This window comes from Citrobacter sp. MGH105, assembly GCF_001037485.2.
Lineage (GTDB): Bacteria > Pseudomonadota > Gammaproteobacteria > Enterobacterales > Enterobacteriaceae > Citrobacter > Citrobacter portucalensis.
Window position 1 is genome coordinate 4,723,334 of record NZ_CP073048.1, and the last position, 14,248, is coordinate 4,737,581.

The window sequence follows — 14,248 nt, forward strand, 5'->3', positions numbered from 1 at the left end:
GGTGTGGCAAAGCAGCGCGAAGTATGACCGGATACCACAGAAATTCACTAAACTTTCTGATATCCTTGCAGCGCATTTGCATTATTAACCAGAGGCTTTACATCGTTTATGTCCGGCTGGCCACGAATTTACTACAAATTACTGAATTTACCATTAAGCGTCCTGGTAAAAAGCAAGTCTATTCCAGCAGAACCTGCTCCGGAATTGGGACTCGATACTTCGCGTCCCATTATGTACGTCCTACCGTACAATTCGAAAGCTGACTTGCTGACGCTGCGTGCCCAATGTCTGGTGCACGACCTCCCCGATCCCCTGGAACCACTAGAGATAGACGGAACGCTGTTACCGCGCTACGTGTTTATTCACGGCGGTCCGCGTGTATTCACCTATTACACGCCGAAAGAAGAGTCCATCAAGCTGTTCCACAACTATCTCGACTTGCATCGCAGCAATCCGGATCTGGATGTGCAGATGGTGCCAGTTTCGGTGATGTTTGGCCGTGCGCCAGGGCGTGAAAAAGGCGAGGTCAATCCGCCGTTACGTATGCTAAACGGCGTACAGAAATTCTTTGCGGTGTCCTGGCTGGGTCGCGACAGTTTTGTCCGCTTCTCCCCGTCGGTCTCTCTGCGCCGTATGGCGGATGAACATGGTACGGATAAGATCATCGCTCAGAAGCTGGCACGCGTGGCGCGTATGCACTTTGCTCGCCAGCGCCTGGCCGCTGTCGGCCCGCGCCTCCCTGCCCGCCAGGATCTGTTTAATAAGCTGTTAGCTTCAAAAGCGATCGCTCGTGCGGTAGAAGATGAAGCGCGCAGTAAAAAAATCTCCCACGAAAAAGCGCAGCAAAATGCCATTGCGCTGATGGAAGAGATTGCCGCCAACTTCTCCTACGAAATGATTCGTTTGACGGACCGTATTCTGGGCTTTACCTGGAACCGTCTGTATCAGGGGATTAACGTTCACAATGCTGAACGTGTACGCCAGTTGGCGCACGATGGGCATGAAATCGTGTACGTTCCGTGCCACCGCAGCCATATGGACTATATGCTGCTGTCGTACGTTCTGTACCACCAGGGTCTGGTGCCGCCGCACATCGCAGCCGGTATCAACCTGAACTTCTGGCCAGCGGGTCCGATTTTCCGCCGTCTGGGCGCGTTCTTTATTCGTCGTACCTTCAAGGGCAACAAGCTCTATTCCACCGTCTTCCGCGAATACCTGGGCGAGCTGTTCAGCCGCGGTTACTCGGTTGAGTACTTTGTCGAAGGGGGCCGTTCACGTACCGGTCGTCTGCTCGACCCGAAAACCGGCACGCTGTCGATGACTATTCAGGCGATGCTGCGCGGCGGTACGCGCCCTATTACCCTCGTTCCTATTTACATCGGCTATGAGCACGTTATGGAAGTGGGCACCTACGCGAAAGAGCTGCGTGGCGCGACGAAAGAGAAAGAAAGCCTGCCGCAAATGCTGCGTGGCTTAAGCAAGCTGCGTAACCTGGGTCAGGGCTACGTCAACTTTGGTGAACCAATGCCATTGATGACTTACCTCAACCAGCATGTGCCGGAGTGGCGTGAATCTATCGACCCTATCGAGTCTATCCGCCCGGCCTGGCTGACGCCGACGGTGAATAACATTGCCGCCGATTTGATGGTGCGCATTAACAACGCAGGCGCGGCCAACGCCATGAACCTGTGCTGTACTGCTTTACTGGCCTCCCGCCAGCGCTCTCTGACCCGTGAACAGCTGACTGAACAACTCGACTGCTACCTGAGCCTGCTGCGCAACGTGCCGTATGCTGCGGATTCGACGGTGCCGGCACAGAGCGCCAGTGAACTGATCGACCACGCCTTGCAGATGAACAAGTTTGAGGTCGAGAAAGACACTATCGGTGACATCATTATTCTGCCGCGCGAGCAGGCGGTATTGATGACCTACTACCGCAATAACATTGCGCATATGCTGGTTCTGCCTTCGTTGATGGCAGCCATTGTGACTCAGCATCGTCGTATTTCACGCGCCGCGTTGCAGCAGCATATTGATGCGCTGTACCCGATGTTAAAAGCGGAGCTGTTCTTACGCTGGGAGCGTGATGAGCTTGCCGGGGTGATTGACGAACTGGCCAGCGAAATGCAGCGCCAGGGACTCATCACCCTGACCGATGACGAACTGCATATCAATCCAGCCCGCTCCCGCACGCTACAGCTGCTGGCGGCAGGTGCTCGCGAGACGTTGCAGCGCTACGCCATTACCTTCTGGCTGCTGAGCGCGAACCCGTCCATCAACCGTGGCACGCTGGAGAAAGAAAGCCGCACCGTGGCGCAACGCCTCTCAGTGCTGCACGGCATTAACGCGCCGGAATTCTTCGATAAAGCCGTGTTCAGCTCTCTGGTGCTGACGCTGCGTGACGAGGGATTCATCAGCGATACCGGAGATGCCGAACCGGAAGAGACGATGAAGATCTATCAGATGCTGGCCGAACTGGTCACGTCAGATGTGCGTCTGACCATCGAGAGCGCCACTCAGGGCGAGTAAGCATAAAAAAACCGGTCGGAATGACCGGTTTTTTATTTTGCAGGCTAAGCCAAAATCAAAAATGCCAGTAGCTCATTGCCAGGCCTAAGAACAGCACCAGGCCGACGTAGTTATTGTTCATAAACGCTTTAAAGCAGGCATCACGTTCACGGTTAACGATCAGTTTCTGCTGATAGACAAACAGCGCGCCCGCCACCAACAGAGACCAGTAATAGCCCAGTCCCAACCCGTTTAACCAGCCCACCAGCGCCATCAGCACCAGCACGCCTACCTGCAAAATACCAATAATCAGCTTGTCGTTCTGACCGAACAGGATCGCGGTCGATTTAATGCCGATCTTCAGGTCATCATCCCGGTCAACCATGGCGTACTGCGTATCATAGGCCACCGCCCAGAGAATATTCGCAAGGAACATCAGCCAGCAACTCAGCGGTACGGATTCACTCACGGCGGCGAACGCCATCGGGATCGACCAGCCAAACGCCGCCCCCAGCACCACCTGCGGCAGATGCGTATAGCGCTTCATAAACGGGTAAACCCACGCTAATGCTAATGCCGCAACGGACAACAAAATGGTCATCGTGTTGAGGGTCAAAACCAGCAGGAAGGCCAGCAGCACCAGTACCACAAACAGCGTTCGGGCTTCTTTCTCGGTGACAGCCCCACTCGGCAGCGGTCGATTCGCGGTGCGTTTGACGTGCCCGTCAAATTTCCTGTCGGCATAATCATTCACCACGCATCCGGCGGCGCGCATTAACCAAACGCCAGCGACAAAAACCGCCAGAATCCACAGTTGCGGCATGCCTGGGGTCGCCACCCACAGAGCCCACAGCGTAGGCCAGAGCAGCAGTAAGGCGCCGATTGGCTTATCCGTACGCATCAAGCGGTGAAACGCCAGCAGCTTATTCTGCGTCAGACTCCACTCCATCTTTATCTTCCTCTCAGTACAACGGCGACGCAGGCAGAAAAAGCTCGGTAAGCATCAGTGGCTTACCGCTCAGCCGCAGGCGGGAACGACGCCCCCACAGCGCTGCATCGCGGCCAATCTCAATAAAATCTCGGGTCAATGTCGATGACGTAAACAGGTAGCGTCCGAGCGGGGTTTTCCCCAGGTTCTGTAAGGCCAGTTCAGGGCCGCACAAGGTTGATTCAGGCACCACGGTACGCCCGGCAAGCCAGGGTTCACCATCCGCGCATAACAGGATTTCGCGTAACCAATAGCGGGACTCTTTGGGCAGCAGAGTCAGTTCTTCAGCCACCTCATTTTGCCCAACGAACGCTTCGCGAATCAACGTGACGGTGACTTCTTTGCCCTGCTGCTCAAAACGTTTGGTCATGGAATCTTCCAGTAACAACCAGTCGAGCAGTTGGGCGTCCAGCGCCGGAATCGCATCAAAATAACGCAGCGCACGCAGTTGCGTTAACGCAGGGTGTGGCATGCCTTACTCTCCGATTTATAACCTAAAGGCATTGTATCGCAGAAAAGGCATTACGGGGTGAGCAAACACGATTAAGTGATCGGTAGGGCAACATAAGTGTAACAATTCGCACCGAAGGATAAAAAAAGGTGCGCCAGGAGACGCACCAGTTGTTGCAAAATCAACAATGTGGGGAGATGTTTACCCCTTGCCTTTTACACTGCTGATAAAGGTGGATCGGGCAGATTTGGATCCCAGACGTTCCGCTTCATCAAGCAGCTTCAGCGCTTTATCAACATCGCCTTTTGCAACTGCATCCTTAATCGCCTGATTAAAATAGCTTTCCGTGTCGTTCAGCATTGGCTCGCTTTTCTTCACCGGCTGCGGCGCTGGAGCGGCAACGGCTGCCGCCGGAGCCGCATAAGTCACTGCAGGCGCTGCGGTATTGCCGACAGTGACAGGGCCAGGGCCGGAAGAACCGAACAGCGGCCCGACCAGCACGCTGGAGGAGGAGCTGGTTTTGACTTTCAGTTTCAGCAGACCATCGGTGGTGTGGCGGGCGATCGGGTCCGGAATATCGGGAACAGCGTTACCGACGCCCTTGGCATAAGCTTTCGCCGGGTCGAGCAGGGTCGTGGTCTGCTGGAGATCTTTATCTGTGGTAAAGACCAGAACATACAGTTTTTGCTGGCCCAGCGCTGGCGTCAGACGCATTACGCCTTCCAGACGATCGGCACTCATCACGCCGGGCTCCTGGTAGGTGAAATAGCTGCTGGGAAAGAACGCAGATGGCGTCATGTTTTGGTCAAGAATTAAGACGTTTGGCGCAAATACGCTGGTTTGTTTGTTGACTTCACTGGACAGCGTCAGGGTCAGTTCGCCAATGTTCGCCGGTACGCTATAGGCCGCTACAGGGCCAGTAATACCAGCAACATCTAAACGCTGACCTGCATTGGCAAGCTGGGTGGACTGAGTTTTAGATTGATCAACCGGCGTCCAGGTTAACTGTTGCAGCGCAGCAGTGGGAATTGCTGGGGCCGCGGTGGTGTTCTGCGGAACAATATTTACATCGGCCAGGCTGATGCCAGGCGCGCTGGCAAATAACCCTGCAGATAAACAAAGGGCAACGAGACTTTTCTTCATTTTCATTGTTATCACCTCAGATAGCATGGGTTCAGCGGTGGCCAGGCAATAGCGCGCTAAACCGTAATCAAGAGGGGCTTGCGCCCCTCTTTCGGTCTTTACGTCAGGTTAGTGCTGAATTACCACCAGATTTCCATCTGAGCACCGAAGGACCACTCATCGCTGTCGCCACGGCTGGTTGTGCTGATACCAGAGTTCGTTGCAGCTGCGTATTTAGATACGTTGTTACCATTTTTGATGTAACCCCACTCTTCATCCCATTTTGCATAGGTTGCGAAGACACGGATTGCCGGACGAGACCAGATGCTGTCGCCAGCCTGCCATTGTTGAGCCAGGGTGATTTTGTACTGGCTGTTGCGATCGCTGGTCTGCTGAGATTTGACGTTGTCGTAGCCGACTTCCAGCAGGGTGCTCATGATTGGCGTCCATTTATACATCGGGCGAATACCGACGGTGTACCATTCGGTCCCCAGGTCGTTATCCATATCGAGGTTCTGGTACATACCGACGTACATCAGGTCCCATTTGTCGCCAAGGGAAATTGCACCGTGGTCAAGCACGCGGAACAGGCTACCGTTGTTATTCACAACATTGTTGGCATAGTTCACGCCATCAATAGTAATGCTAGATGAACCGTAGGAACCTTGAGACAGGCCTTTGCCCTGAGTAGTCATGGAATCTGTCGCGTACTGAACCACAAACTTGTTGTAGCCCTTCAGCATGCTCTGGGTATGTTCAGCGGTGAACATCCAACCGTCTTTAGATGCGCCGTCTGCCAGGCTGTAGTCGTCGGTGGTGTTAGCACGACCGTAGTCGACGCCCAGCTCCAACATACCATCCGGGTTAGTAGCCATCTGCGCTAAACGAACGTCAAATACATCGTTCGCGGTGTCTTTGGTACGGTCATAGATATTCTGGCTGCTGAACGCGTATGAACCGCCCGCTTCCTGAGAACGGGTTGCTGCCAGAGATAGTTTACCGAAGCCCAGATCGATGTTTTCAATACCAGCACCAGGACCTGAAATATCCCAGTAGTAGAAGTCGATCATGTGGACGTCATGACGCTGATAGAAGCGCTTACCGGCCCAGATAGTGGAGCCTGGCAGCCATTCAATCAGGTTTTTACCCTGCACGTTGGCTTCACGGAAGGCCGGGTCAGTCCCTTCCCAGTCATTTTGCTGTGCAACGGAGTAGGCAACGTTAGTGTCGAAGTAGAAACTCTTATCGCCCTCTTTCCACACTTCCTGACCTAATTTAATTTCCGCATAGGTTTCACATTCGTTACCAAGACGGTATTTACTTTGTGCACCTGTTGCCTGGAAACATTGTTGTTCACCGCCGCTACCTGTCCAGCCAATGCCGGAACGAGCATAACCATGGAAATCCACAGCCATTGCCTGAACAGACATAATGCCTGCTGCTACAGCAACCGCCAGAGGAAGTTTGCGCAGAGTAATCATCGTTCTATCTCCTGAGATCATTGCTTTTCTTTAAACGCTGCCACCTTCTAAAACTGCGAATGGTTTTGCGTTTCGTTTTTTTATGGGGACCTTAAACGCCTGGCTCCTGGTGCAACCGACGACATGCAGTGCCATCCTCACGGAACAGATGGCAACGCTCTGGCGGCAGGCCGATAGCGAATGTGGCACCCTCTTCTACCAACACCACGTCGTTCTGGCGGTAAACCAGGTTTTGACGGATGGCGGGGATCTGGATATGAATTTGTGTTTCGTGACCAAGCTGCTCGACCACCTGCACTTCACCTTCGAGGGTGACATCGGCGATATCGCTGGGCAGCAGATGTTCCGGGCGGATACCTAAAGACATGTTGGCGCCAACCTGTACCGCATGGCTGTCTACCGGGAGCCATATTTGCTGGCGGTTGGGCAGTTCAACCTGCACCTGATCGATAGCCGTTGCCGTGACTTTCACCGGCAGGAAGTTCATCTTCGGTGAACCAATGAAGCCCGCCACAAAGCGGTCAGCCGGGTAGTGATACAGTTCCAGAGGCTTACCAACCTGCGCTACGCGACCGGCATCCAGCACCACAATTTTGTCGGCCAGCGTCATCGCTTCGACCTGATCATGGGTGACGTAAATCATCGTGCGGCCAAGACGTTTATGCAGGCGGGAGATTTCAATACGCATCTGCACGCGCAGAGCGGCGTCAAGGTTCGACAGTGGTTCGTCCAGCAGGAATACGCGCGGTTCGGCGACCAGCGTACGGCCAATCGCCACACGCTGACGTTGTCCACCGGAAAGCGCTTTCGGTTTACGCTCCAGCAGGTGTGCCAGTTGCAGAACTTCCGCAACCTGATTCACGCGCTGGTTCATCACCTCTTTTTTCGCTCCGGCCAGTTTGAGGCCGAACGACATGTTCTCCGCGACGGACAAATGGGGATACAACGCGTAGGACTGAAATACCATGCCCACTCCGCGTTCGGCGGGTGGAATGTCGTTCATCCGGGTCTCCCCGATAAACAGGTCACCACTGGTGATGGTTTCAAGTCCGGCGATCATACGCAGCAAGGTCGACTTACCGCAGCCTGACGGTCCGACAAACACCACGAATTCCCCTTCGTGAATGTCGAGATTGATATCTTTCGATACCACCACGTCACCCCAGGCTTTCGTTACATTTCGTAGCTGTACGCTCGCCATGCCCTTCTCCCTTCGTTACAACCTGTCATCGACAGCAACATTCATGATGGGCTGACTATGCGCGATCCCTTGACTGCGTGAATCCTCCACCCCCCGGCTTTTTTATGGGGGAGGAGGCGGGAGGATGAGAGAGCTGCGTCTGAGACCCGGGCCACCAGCCTCAGAGGAATTTCGTGATGCAGCCTGCAAAAATCGGTGGGTTTTTATGTGCGCCAGTACGCAATACTCACATTTATGTAACACAGATCACATAAAGAGCGGGTGGGGCGTAGGGGTAAGGAGGATGGAAAGAGGTTGTCGTATAAAGAAACTAGTAACCGTTAAGCCACCTCTGCAAAATCACCAAACAGGATGGGAACTATGAAAATCAAAACTGGCGCACGCATCCTCGCATTGTCTGCATTAACGACGATGATGTTTTCCGCCTCGGCTCTCGCCAAGATTGAAGAAGGTAAGCTGGTTATCTGGATTAACGGCGACAAAGGCTATAACGGCCTCGCTGAAGTGGGCAAAAAATTCGAGAAAGACACCGGGATCAAAGTCACTATTGAGCACCCTGACAAACTGGAAGAGAAATTCCCGCAGGTTGCCGCGACCGGCGACGGCCCGGACATCATCTTCTGGGCGCATGACCGTTTTGGCGGCTACGCTCAGTCTGGCCTGCTGGCTGAAATCACGCCTGACAAAGCGTTCCAGGACAAGCTCTATCCGTTCACCTGGGATGCCGTACGCTATAACGGCAAACTGATTGCCTACCCGATCGCGGTTGAAGCGCTGTCGCTGATTTACAACAAAGACCTCGTTCCAAATCCACCGAAAACCTGGGAAGAAATTCCTGCACTGGATAAAGAGCTGAAGGCGAAAGGTAAATCCGCGCTGATGTTTAACCTGCAAGAACCGTACTTCACCTGGCCGCTGATTGCCGCCGACGGTGGTTACGCGTTCAAGTTTGAAAACGGCAAGTACGACGTGAAAGATGTTGGCGTGGATAGCGCTGGCGCGAAAGCGGGTCTGACCTTCCTGGTTGATCTGATCAAGAACAAACACATGAACGCGGATACCGATTACTCCATCGCCGAAGCGGCCTTTAACAAAGGCGATACCGCGATGACCATCAACGGTCCGTGGGCGTGGTCCAACATCGATAAGAGCAAAATCAACTACGGCGTCACGCTACTGCCAACCTTCAAAGGCAAAGCGTCTAAACCGTTTGTTGGCGTTCTGAGCGCCGGTATCAACGCCGCCAGCCCGAACAAAGAACTGGCGAAAGAGTTCCTCGAAAACTACCTGCTGACCGATCAAGGTCTGGATGAAGTGAACAAGGACAAACCGCTGGGTGCCGTTGCGCTGAAATCCTTCCAGGATCAGTTAGCGAAAGACCCACGTATCGCCGCCACCATGGATAACGCCCAGAAAGGCGAAATCATGCCGAACATCCCACAGATGTCCGCATTCTGGTATGCCGTTCGTACCGCAGTGATCAACGCAGCCAGCGGCCGTCAGACCGTCGATGCCGCACTGAAGGACGCGCAGGGTCGTATCACCAAGTAATGCAGTTGTGAACGTGCCGGATGGCGGCATAAATGCCTTATCCGGCCTACAGGGTATGTAGGCCTGATAAGCGCAGCGCCATCAGGCACGCTGACCAACAGGTTTTCATTGTTGTTGAGGATTGAACCCCATGGATGTCATTAAAAAGAAACACTGGTGGCAAAGCGACACGCTGAAATGGTCAGTGATGGGTCTGCTTGGGCTGCTGGTCGGTTACCTTGTTGTTTTGATGTACGCTCAGGGGGAGTACCTGTTTGCCATCATGACGCTGATTTTAAGCTCTGCTGGCCTGTATATTTTCGCTAACCGTAAAGCCTATGCCTGGCGCTATGTTTACCCGGGCGTTGCCGGTATGGGGCTGTTTGTCCTGTTTCCGCTGGTTTGTACGATCGCCATTGCTTTTACCAACTACAGCAGTACCAACCAGCTGACATTTGAACGTGCTCAGGAAGTCCTGATGGATCGTTCGTACCAGGCTGGGAAAACCTACAACTTTGGCCTGTATCCGGCGGGTGATGAGTGGCAACTGGCCCTCACCGACGGTGAAACCGGCAAGAATTACCTTTCTGACGCCTTTAAATTTGGCGGCGAGCAGAAACTGCAACTGAAAGAAGCCGAGGCGCTACCGGCAGGCGAACGTGCAACGCTGCGTATCATCACGCAGAATCGCCAGGCGCTTACCCAATTGACCGCCATCCTGCCGGATGAAAGCAAAGTTACCATGAGTTCGCTGCGCCAGTTTTCCGGCACGCAGCCACTTTATACGCTCACTGAAGACGGCACACTCACCAACAGCCAGAGCGGCGTAAAATACCGCGCCAACAACGATATTGGTTATTATCAGGCGATTAACGCTGACGGTAGCTGGGGTAGCGAAAAACTCAGCCCGGGCTACACCGTTGCCATCGGCTGGGATAACTTCACCCGCGTGTTTACCGACGAAGGCATCCAGAAACCATTCTTCGCCATCTTCGTCTGGACGGTGGTCTTCTCGGTACTGACCGTTATTTTGACCGTTGCCGTGGGCATGGTGCTGGCCTGTCTCGTACAGTGGGAGTCTCTCAAAGGCAAAGCGATTTACCGCGTCCTGCTGATTCTTCCGTATGCCGTACCGTCGTTTATCTCGATTCTGATTTTCAAGGGCTTATTCAACCAGAGCTTTGGTGAAATCAACATGATGCTGAGCGCGCTGTTTGGCATCAAACCGGCCTGGTTCAGCGACCCAACCACCGCGCGTTCGATGATTATTATCGTCAACACCTGGCTCGGTTATCCATACATGATGATCCTGTGCATGGGTCTGCTGAAAGCGATTCCTGACGACCTATATGAAGCCTCGGCGATGGATGGCGCAGGTCCGTTCCAGAACTTCTTTAAGATTACGCTACCGCTGTTGATTAAGCCGCTGACGCCGCTGATGATCGCCAGCTTCGCCTTTAACTTTAACAACTTCGTGCTGATTCAGCTGTTGACCAACGGTGGACCGGACCGTCTTGGTACCACCACACCAGCCGGTTATACCGACCTGCTCGTGAGCTACACCTACCGTATCGCCTTTGAAGGCGGCGGTGGTCAGGACTTCGGTCTGGCGGCGGCGATTGCCACGCTGATCTTCCTGCTGGTTGGTGCGCTGGCGATTGTGAACCTGAAAGCCACACGTATGAAGTTTGATTAAGGGAGATAACGACAATGGCTATGGTCCAACCGAAATCACAAAAGTTACGTTTATTCGCAACGCACTTAGGGCTGCTGATTTTTATCGCGGCGATCATGTTCCCGCTGCTGATGGTTATCGCTATCTCGCTGCGCGAAGGTAACTTTGCCACCGGCAGCCTGATCCCGGAAAACATCTCCTGGGAACACTGGAAACTGGCGCTGGGCTTTAGCGTTGAACACGCGGATGGCCGCGTGACGCCACCGCCGTTCCCGGTACTGTTATGGCTGTGGAACTCGGTGAAAGTGGCCAGCATTACCGCGATCGGTATCGTGACGCTTTCCACTACCTGTGCTTACGCCTTTGCTCGTATGCGTTTCCCGGGCAAAGCAACCCTGCTGAAAGGGATGCTGATTTTCCAGATGTTCCCGGCGGTACTGTCTCTGGTCGCGTTGTATGCTTTGTTTGATCGCCTGGGCCAGTACATTCCGTTTATCGGCCTGAACACGCACGGCGGCGTGATCTTCGCCTATCTTGGCGGTATCGCGCTGCACGTGTGGACGATTAAGGGCTATTTCGAAACTATCGACGGCTCACTGGAAGAAGCGGCCGCGCTGGATGGCGCTACACCGTGGCAGGCATTCCGCCTGGTGCTGCTGCCGCTTTCCGTTCCGATTCTGGCGGTCGTGTTTATTCTGTCTTTCATTGCCGCTATTACCGAAGTACCGGTCGCGTCACTGCTGCTGCGTGATGTGAACAGCTATACCCTTGCGGTAGGTATGCAGCAGTACCTCAACCCACAGAACTATTTGTGGGGCGACTTTGCCGCCGCGGCTGTACTTTCCGCTATTCCGATCACTCTGGTGTTCTTGCTGGCGCAGCGCTGGCTAGTCAACGGTCTGACCGCGGGTGGTGTGAAAGGTTAAGTTTTACCGAAGTACCTGCCCGGCAACGGGCAATGCCACTGCAACCCTCAACTTATGTTATCCCAACCTGTGACTGTTATTCGGCGCTCTACGGAGCGCCCTTTTTTTATGTTATTTTGCATCACTGTTACGATTATTTCCTTTCGTGCTCTCCATCACTGCAATTCTATTTCCTGTCTGAATATAGATAAATTAAACAGAATTAAGATCACAGAAAAGACAAAACGTAATTGCAATGTAAAAAATGATAATTGTCTTCCCTGCCTGTTAAATTCACCATCACGACACTGATCAAAAGAGCTGTATCCTCTAAGGCAGGTCTGAATGAACTCTCAATATAATTCCAGTTATATTTTTTCGATTACATTAGTGGCAACGTTAGGAGGGCTATTATTCGGCTACGACACTGCGGTCATATCCGGTACGGTAGAATCCCTGAATACCGTGTTTGTCGCGCCACAACATTTAAGTGAATCCGCCGCCAACTCGCTGTTGGGCTTTTGCGTCGCCAGTGCGTTGATAGGCTGCATCATCGGCGGTGCACTGGGCGGCTATTGCAGTAACCGGTTTGGCCGCCGGGACTCGCTGAAAATCGCGGCTCTGCTGTTCTTTATTTCCGGTATTGGTTCCGCCTGGCCAGAATTAGGTTTTACAACTATTAATCCAGATAACGCCGTACCTGTTTATTTGGCCGGATACGTTCCCGAATTTGTTATTTATCGTATCATTGGTGGTATTGGCGTAGGTTTAGCCTCAATGCTCTCACCAATGTATATTGCTGAACTGGCACCCGCACATATTCGTGGAAAATTGGTGTCATTTAACCAATTCGCCATTATTTTTGGTCAACTGTTGGTGTATTGCGTTAACTATTTTATCGCCCGTTCTGGCGACGCTAACTGGTTGAATACCGATGGCTGGCGCTATATGTTTGCGTCCGAAAGTATTCCCGCCCTGCTGTTTTTACTGCTGCTGTACACCGTGCCAGAAAGCCCGCGCTGGCTAATGGCGCGTGGCAGACACGAGCAGGCGGAAGGTATTCTGCGCAAAATTATGGGCAGCACCCTCGCCACCCAGGCCATGCAGGAGATCAATCAGTCTCTGGACCATGGTCGTAAAACCGGTGGTCGCCTGCTGATGTTTGGCGCAGGCGTTATCGTCATCGGCGTAATGCTGTCTATCTTCCAGCAATTCGTCGGTATTAACGTCGTGCTCTACTACGCCCCAGAGGTGTTTAAAACGCTGGGAGCCAGCACCGATGTGGCGCTGTTACAGACCATCATTGTTGGCGTGATCAACCTGAGCTTTACCGTGCTGGCGATTATGACGGTGGATAAATTTGGTCGCAAACCGCTGCAGATTATTGGCGCTCTGGGCATGGCCATCGGTATGTTCAGCCTCGGTACCGCGTTTTATACCCAGGCTTCCGGGCTGGTTGCACTGCTGTCGATGCTGTTTTACGTCGCCGCATTCGCCATGTCCTGGGGACCGGTTTGCTGGGTGCTGCTGGCAGAAATCTTCCCCAATGCGATTCGCGGCAAAGCGCTCGCCATTGCGGTGGCCGCACAATGGCTGGCGAACTATTTCGTCTCCTGGACCTTCCCGATGATGGACAAAAATTCGTGGCTGGTTTCCCATTTTCACAACGGTTTCTCCTACTGGATTTACGGTTGTATGGGTATTCTGGCGGCGCTGTTTATGTGGAAGTTTGTACCGGAAACCAAAGGCAAAACGCTGGAAGAACTTGAAGAACTGTGGGAACCCGCCGCAGAGAAAACCCAGCCTGCCTCTGCGCAGTAATCCTGACCTGCAACACGCCGCAGCCCGATTGCGGCGTGTTGTCTTTTACTCTCGCTTCAGCCGTTTTGAATTACACAGCCACAAGGTGATCACCAGCAGCAGGATCGCCGCAGAATAGATCAGCACATCCATCGGTGCTTTATGATCGACAATGATCAACCGCACAATCGCGGTGATCCCGATATAAACAAAATAGCGCAACGGAAAGTGAAACCCCGACTGAAAGTACTTCACAATCAGCGCGATAAATTCAAAATAGAGGAAGTAAACCACCAGCCCTTCCACCAGCTCATACTTGCTGGTTTGTTCCGGCGCGAACAGCACATCCGCCAGATGCAGCGTTTCTTTCCCGAGGAATACAACCAGGATCAGGCCCAGACTCAGCAGTCCCAGATTCAACACGGTCTGTAAGATGGTGGAGATAAACTCCACTCGCGGACGAGATAGCGACGTCATAACAGCACCTCTTACTCAGTGGCGAGGTTCATGTATAACGCAAAAATGTGACAGAGATCTACATTTTTTGTTTATGTTTTGTGCAAGAAAGGTCAGCGGGGAATGATGAA

At 53.2% G+C, this 14,248-nt stretch carries 11 protein-coding genes; 5 read left to right on the forward strand and 6 right to left on the reverse strand.

Features of this window, described 5'->3' with window-relative positions:
* Positions 1 to 108 precede the first annotated feature (108 nt).
* Positions 109 to 2,529 carry a glycerol-3-phosphate 1-O-acyltransferase PlsB gene (gene plsB, locus SK35_RS22620; protein ID WP_008786919.1) on the forward strand — a complete coding sequence of 807 codons (2,421 nt, stop codon included), beginning with the start codon at positions 109 to 111 and terminating at the stop codon, positions 2,527 to 2,529.
* A 55-nt stretch (positions 2,530 to 2,584) separates the two neighbouring features.
* On the opposite strand, the gene ubiA is transcribed toward plsB, so the two are convergent.
* The 5 genes from ubiA to malK form a co-directional block, all read right to left on the reverse strand.
* Positions 2,585 to 3,457, reverse strand: coding sequence for a 4-hydroxybenzoate octaprenyltransferase (ubiA, locus tag SK35_RS22625; RefSeq protein ID WP_003826589.1), 873 nt, complete (start codon positions 3,455 to 3,457; stop codon positions 2,585 to 2,587).
* 13 nt (positions 3,458 to 3,470) lie between these two features.
* On the reverse strand, positions 3,471 to 3,968 hold the full coding sequence (gene ubiC / locus SK35_RS22630; protein WP_032942095.1) for a chorismate lyase: 498 nt from the start codon (positions 3,966 to 3,968) through the stop codon (positions 3,471 to 3,473).
* 180 nt (positions 3,969 to 4,148) lie between these two features.
* On the reverse strand, positions 4,149 to 5,096 hold the full coding sequence (malM, locus tag SK35_RS22635; protein WP_048215132.1) for a maltose operon protein MalM: 948 nt from the start codon (positions 5,094 to 5,096) through the stop codon (positions 4,149 to 4,151).
* Positions 5,097 to 5,209: 113 nt separating this feature from the next.
* Positions 5,210 to 6,550 (reverse strand): maltoporin, encoded by a 1,341-nt coding sequence (locus tag SK35_RS22640; protein WP_048215133.1) that lies wholly within the window; start codon positions 6,548 to 6,550, stop codon positions 5,210 to 5,212.
* Between the two features lie 91 nt (positions 6,551 to 6,641).
* Positions 6,642 to 7,751: a maltose/maltodextrin ABC transporter ATP-binding protein MalK gene (gene malK, locus SK35_RS22645; RefSeq protein ID WP_048215134.1), complete on the reverse strand. Its 1,110-nt coding sequence runs from the start codon at positions 7,749 to 7,751 to the stop codon at positions 6,642 to 6,644.
* A 360-nt stretch (positions 7,752 to 8,111) separates the two neighbouring features.
* On the opposite strand from malK, the gene malE reads away from it, so the two are divergent.
* The 4 genes from malE to xylE all read left to right on the forward strand — a co-directional run bounded on the left by malE (position 8,112) and on the right by xylE (position 13,682).
* Positions 8,112 to 9,302: a maltose/maltodextrin ABC transporter substrate-binding protein MalE gene (gene malE, locus SK35_RS22650; protein ID WP_048215135.1), complete on the forward strand. Its 1,191-nt coding sequence runs from the start codon at positions 8,112 to 8,114 to the stop codon at positions 9,300 to 9,302.
* Positions 9,303 to 9,432: 130 nt separating this feature from the next.
* Positions 9,433 to 10,977 carry a maltose ABC transporter permease MalF gene (gene malF / locus SK35_RS22655; RefSeq protein ID WP_048215136.1) on the forward strand — a complete coding sequence of 515 codons (1,545 nt, stop codon included), beginning with the start codon at positions 9,433 to 9,435 and terminating at the stop codon, positions 10,975 to 10,977.
* 14 nt (positions 10,978 to 10,991) lie between these two features.
* Positions 10,992 to 11,882 (forward strand): maltose ABC transporter permease MalG, encoded by an 891-nt coding sequence (gene malG / locus SK35_RS22660; RefSeq protein WP_003826575.1) that lies wholly within the window; start codon positions 10,992 to 10,994, stop codon positions 11,880 to 11,882.
* A 324-nt stretch (positions 11,883 to 12,206) separates the two neighbouring features.
* Positions 12,207 to 13,682: a D-xylose transporter XylE gene (gene xylE, locus SK35_RS22665; RefSeq protein ID WP_008786913.1), complete on the forward strand. Its 1,476-nt coding sequence runs from the start codon at positions 12,207 to 12,209 to the stop codon at positions 13,680 to 13,682.
* A 45-nt stretch (positions 13,683 to 13,727) separates the two neighbouring features.
* On the opposite strand, the gene psiE is transcribed toward xylE, so the two are convergent.
* Complete coding sequence (gene psiE, locus SK35_RS22670) at positions 13,728 to 14,138, reverse strand: phosphate-starvation-inducible protein PsiE (protein WP_003031674.1); 411 nt, start codon at positions 14,136 to 14,138, stop codon at positions 13,728 to 13,730.
* Positions 14,139 to 14,248: the final 110 nt, after the last annotated feature.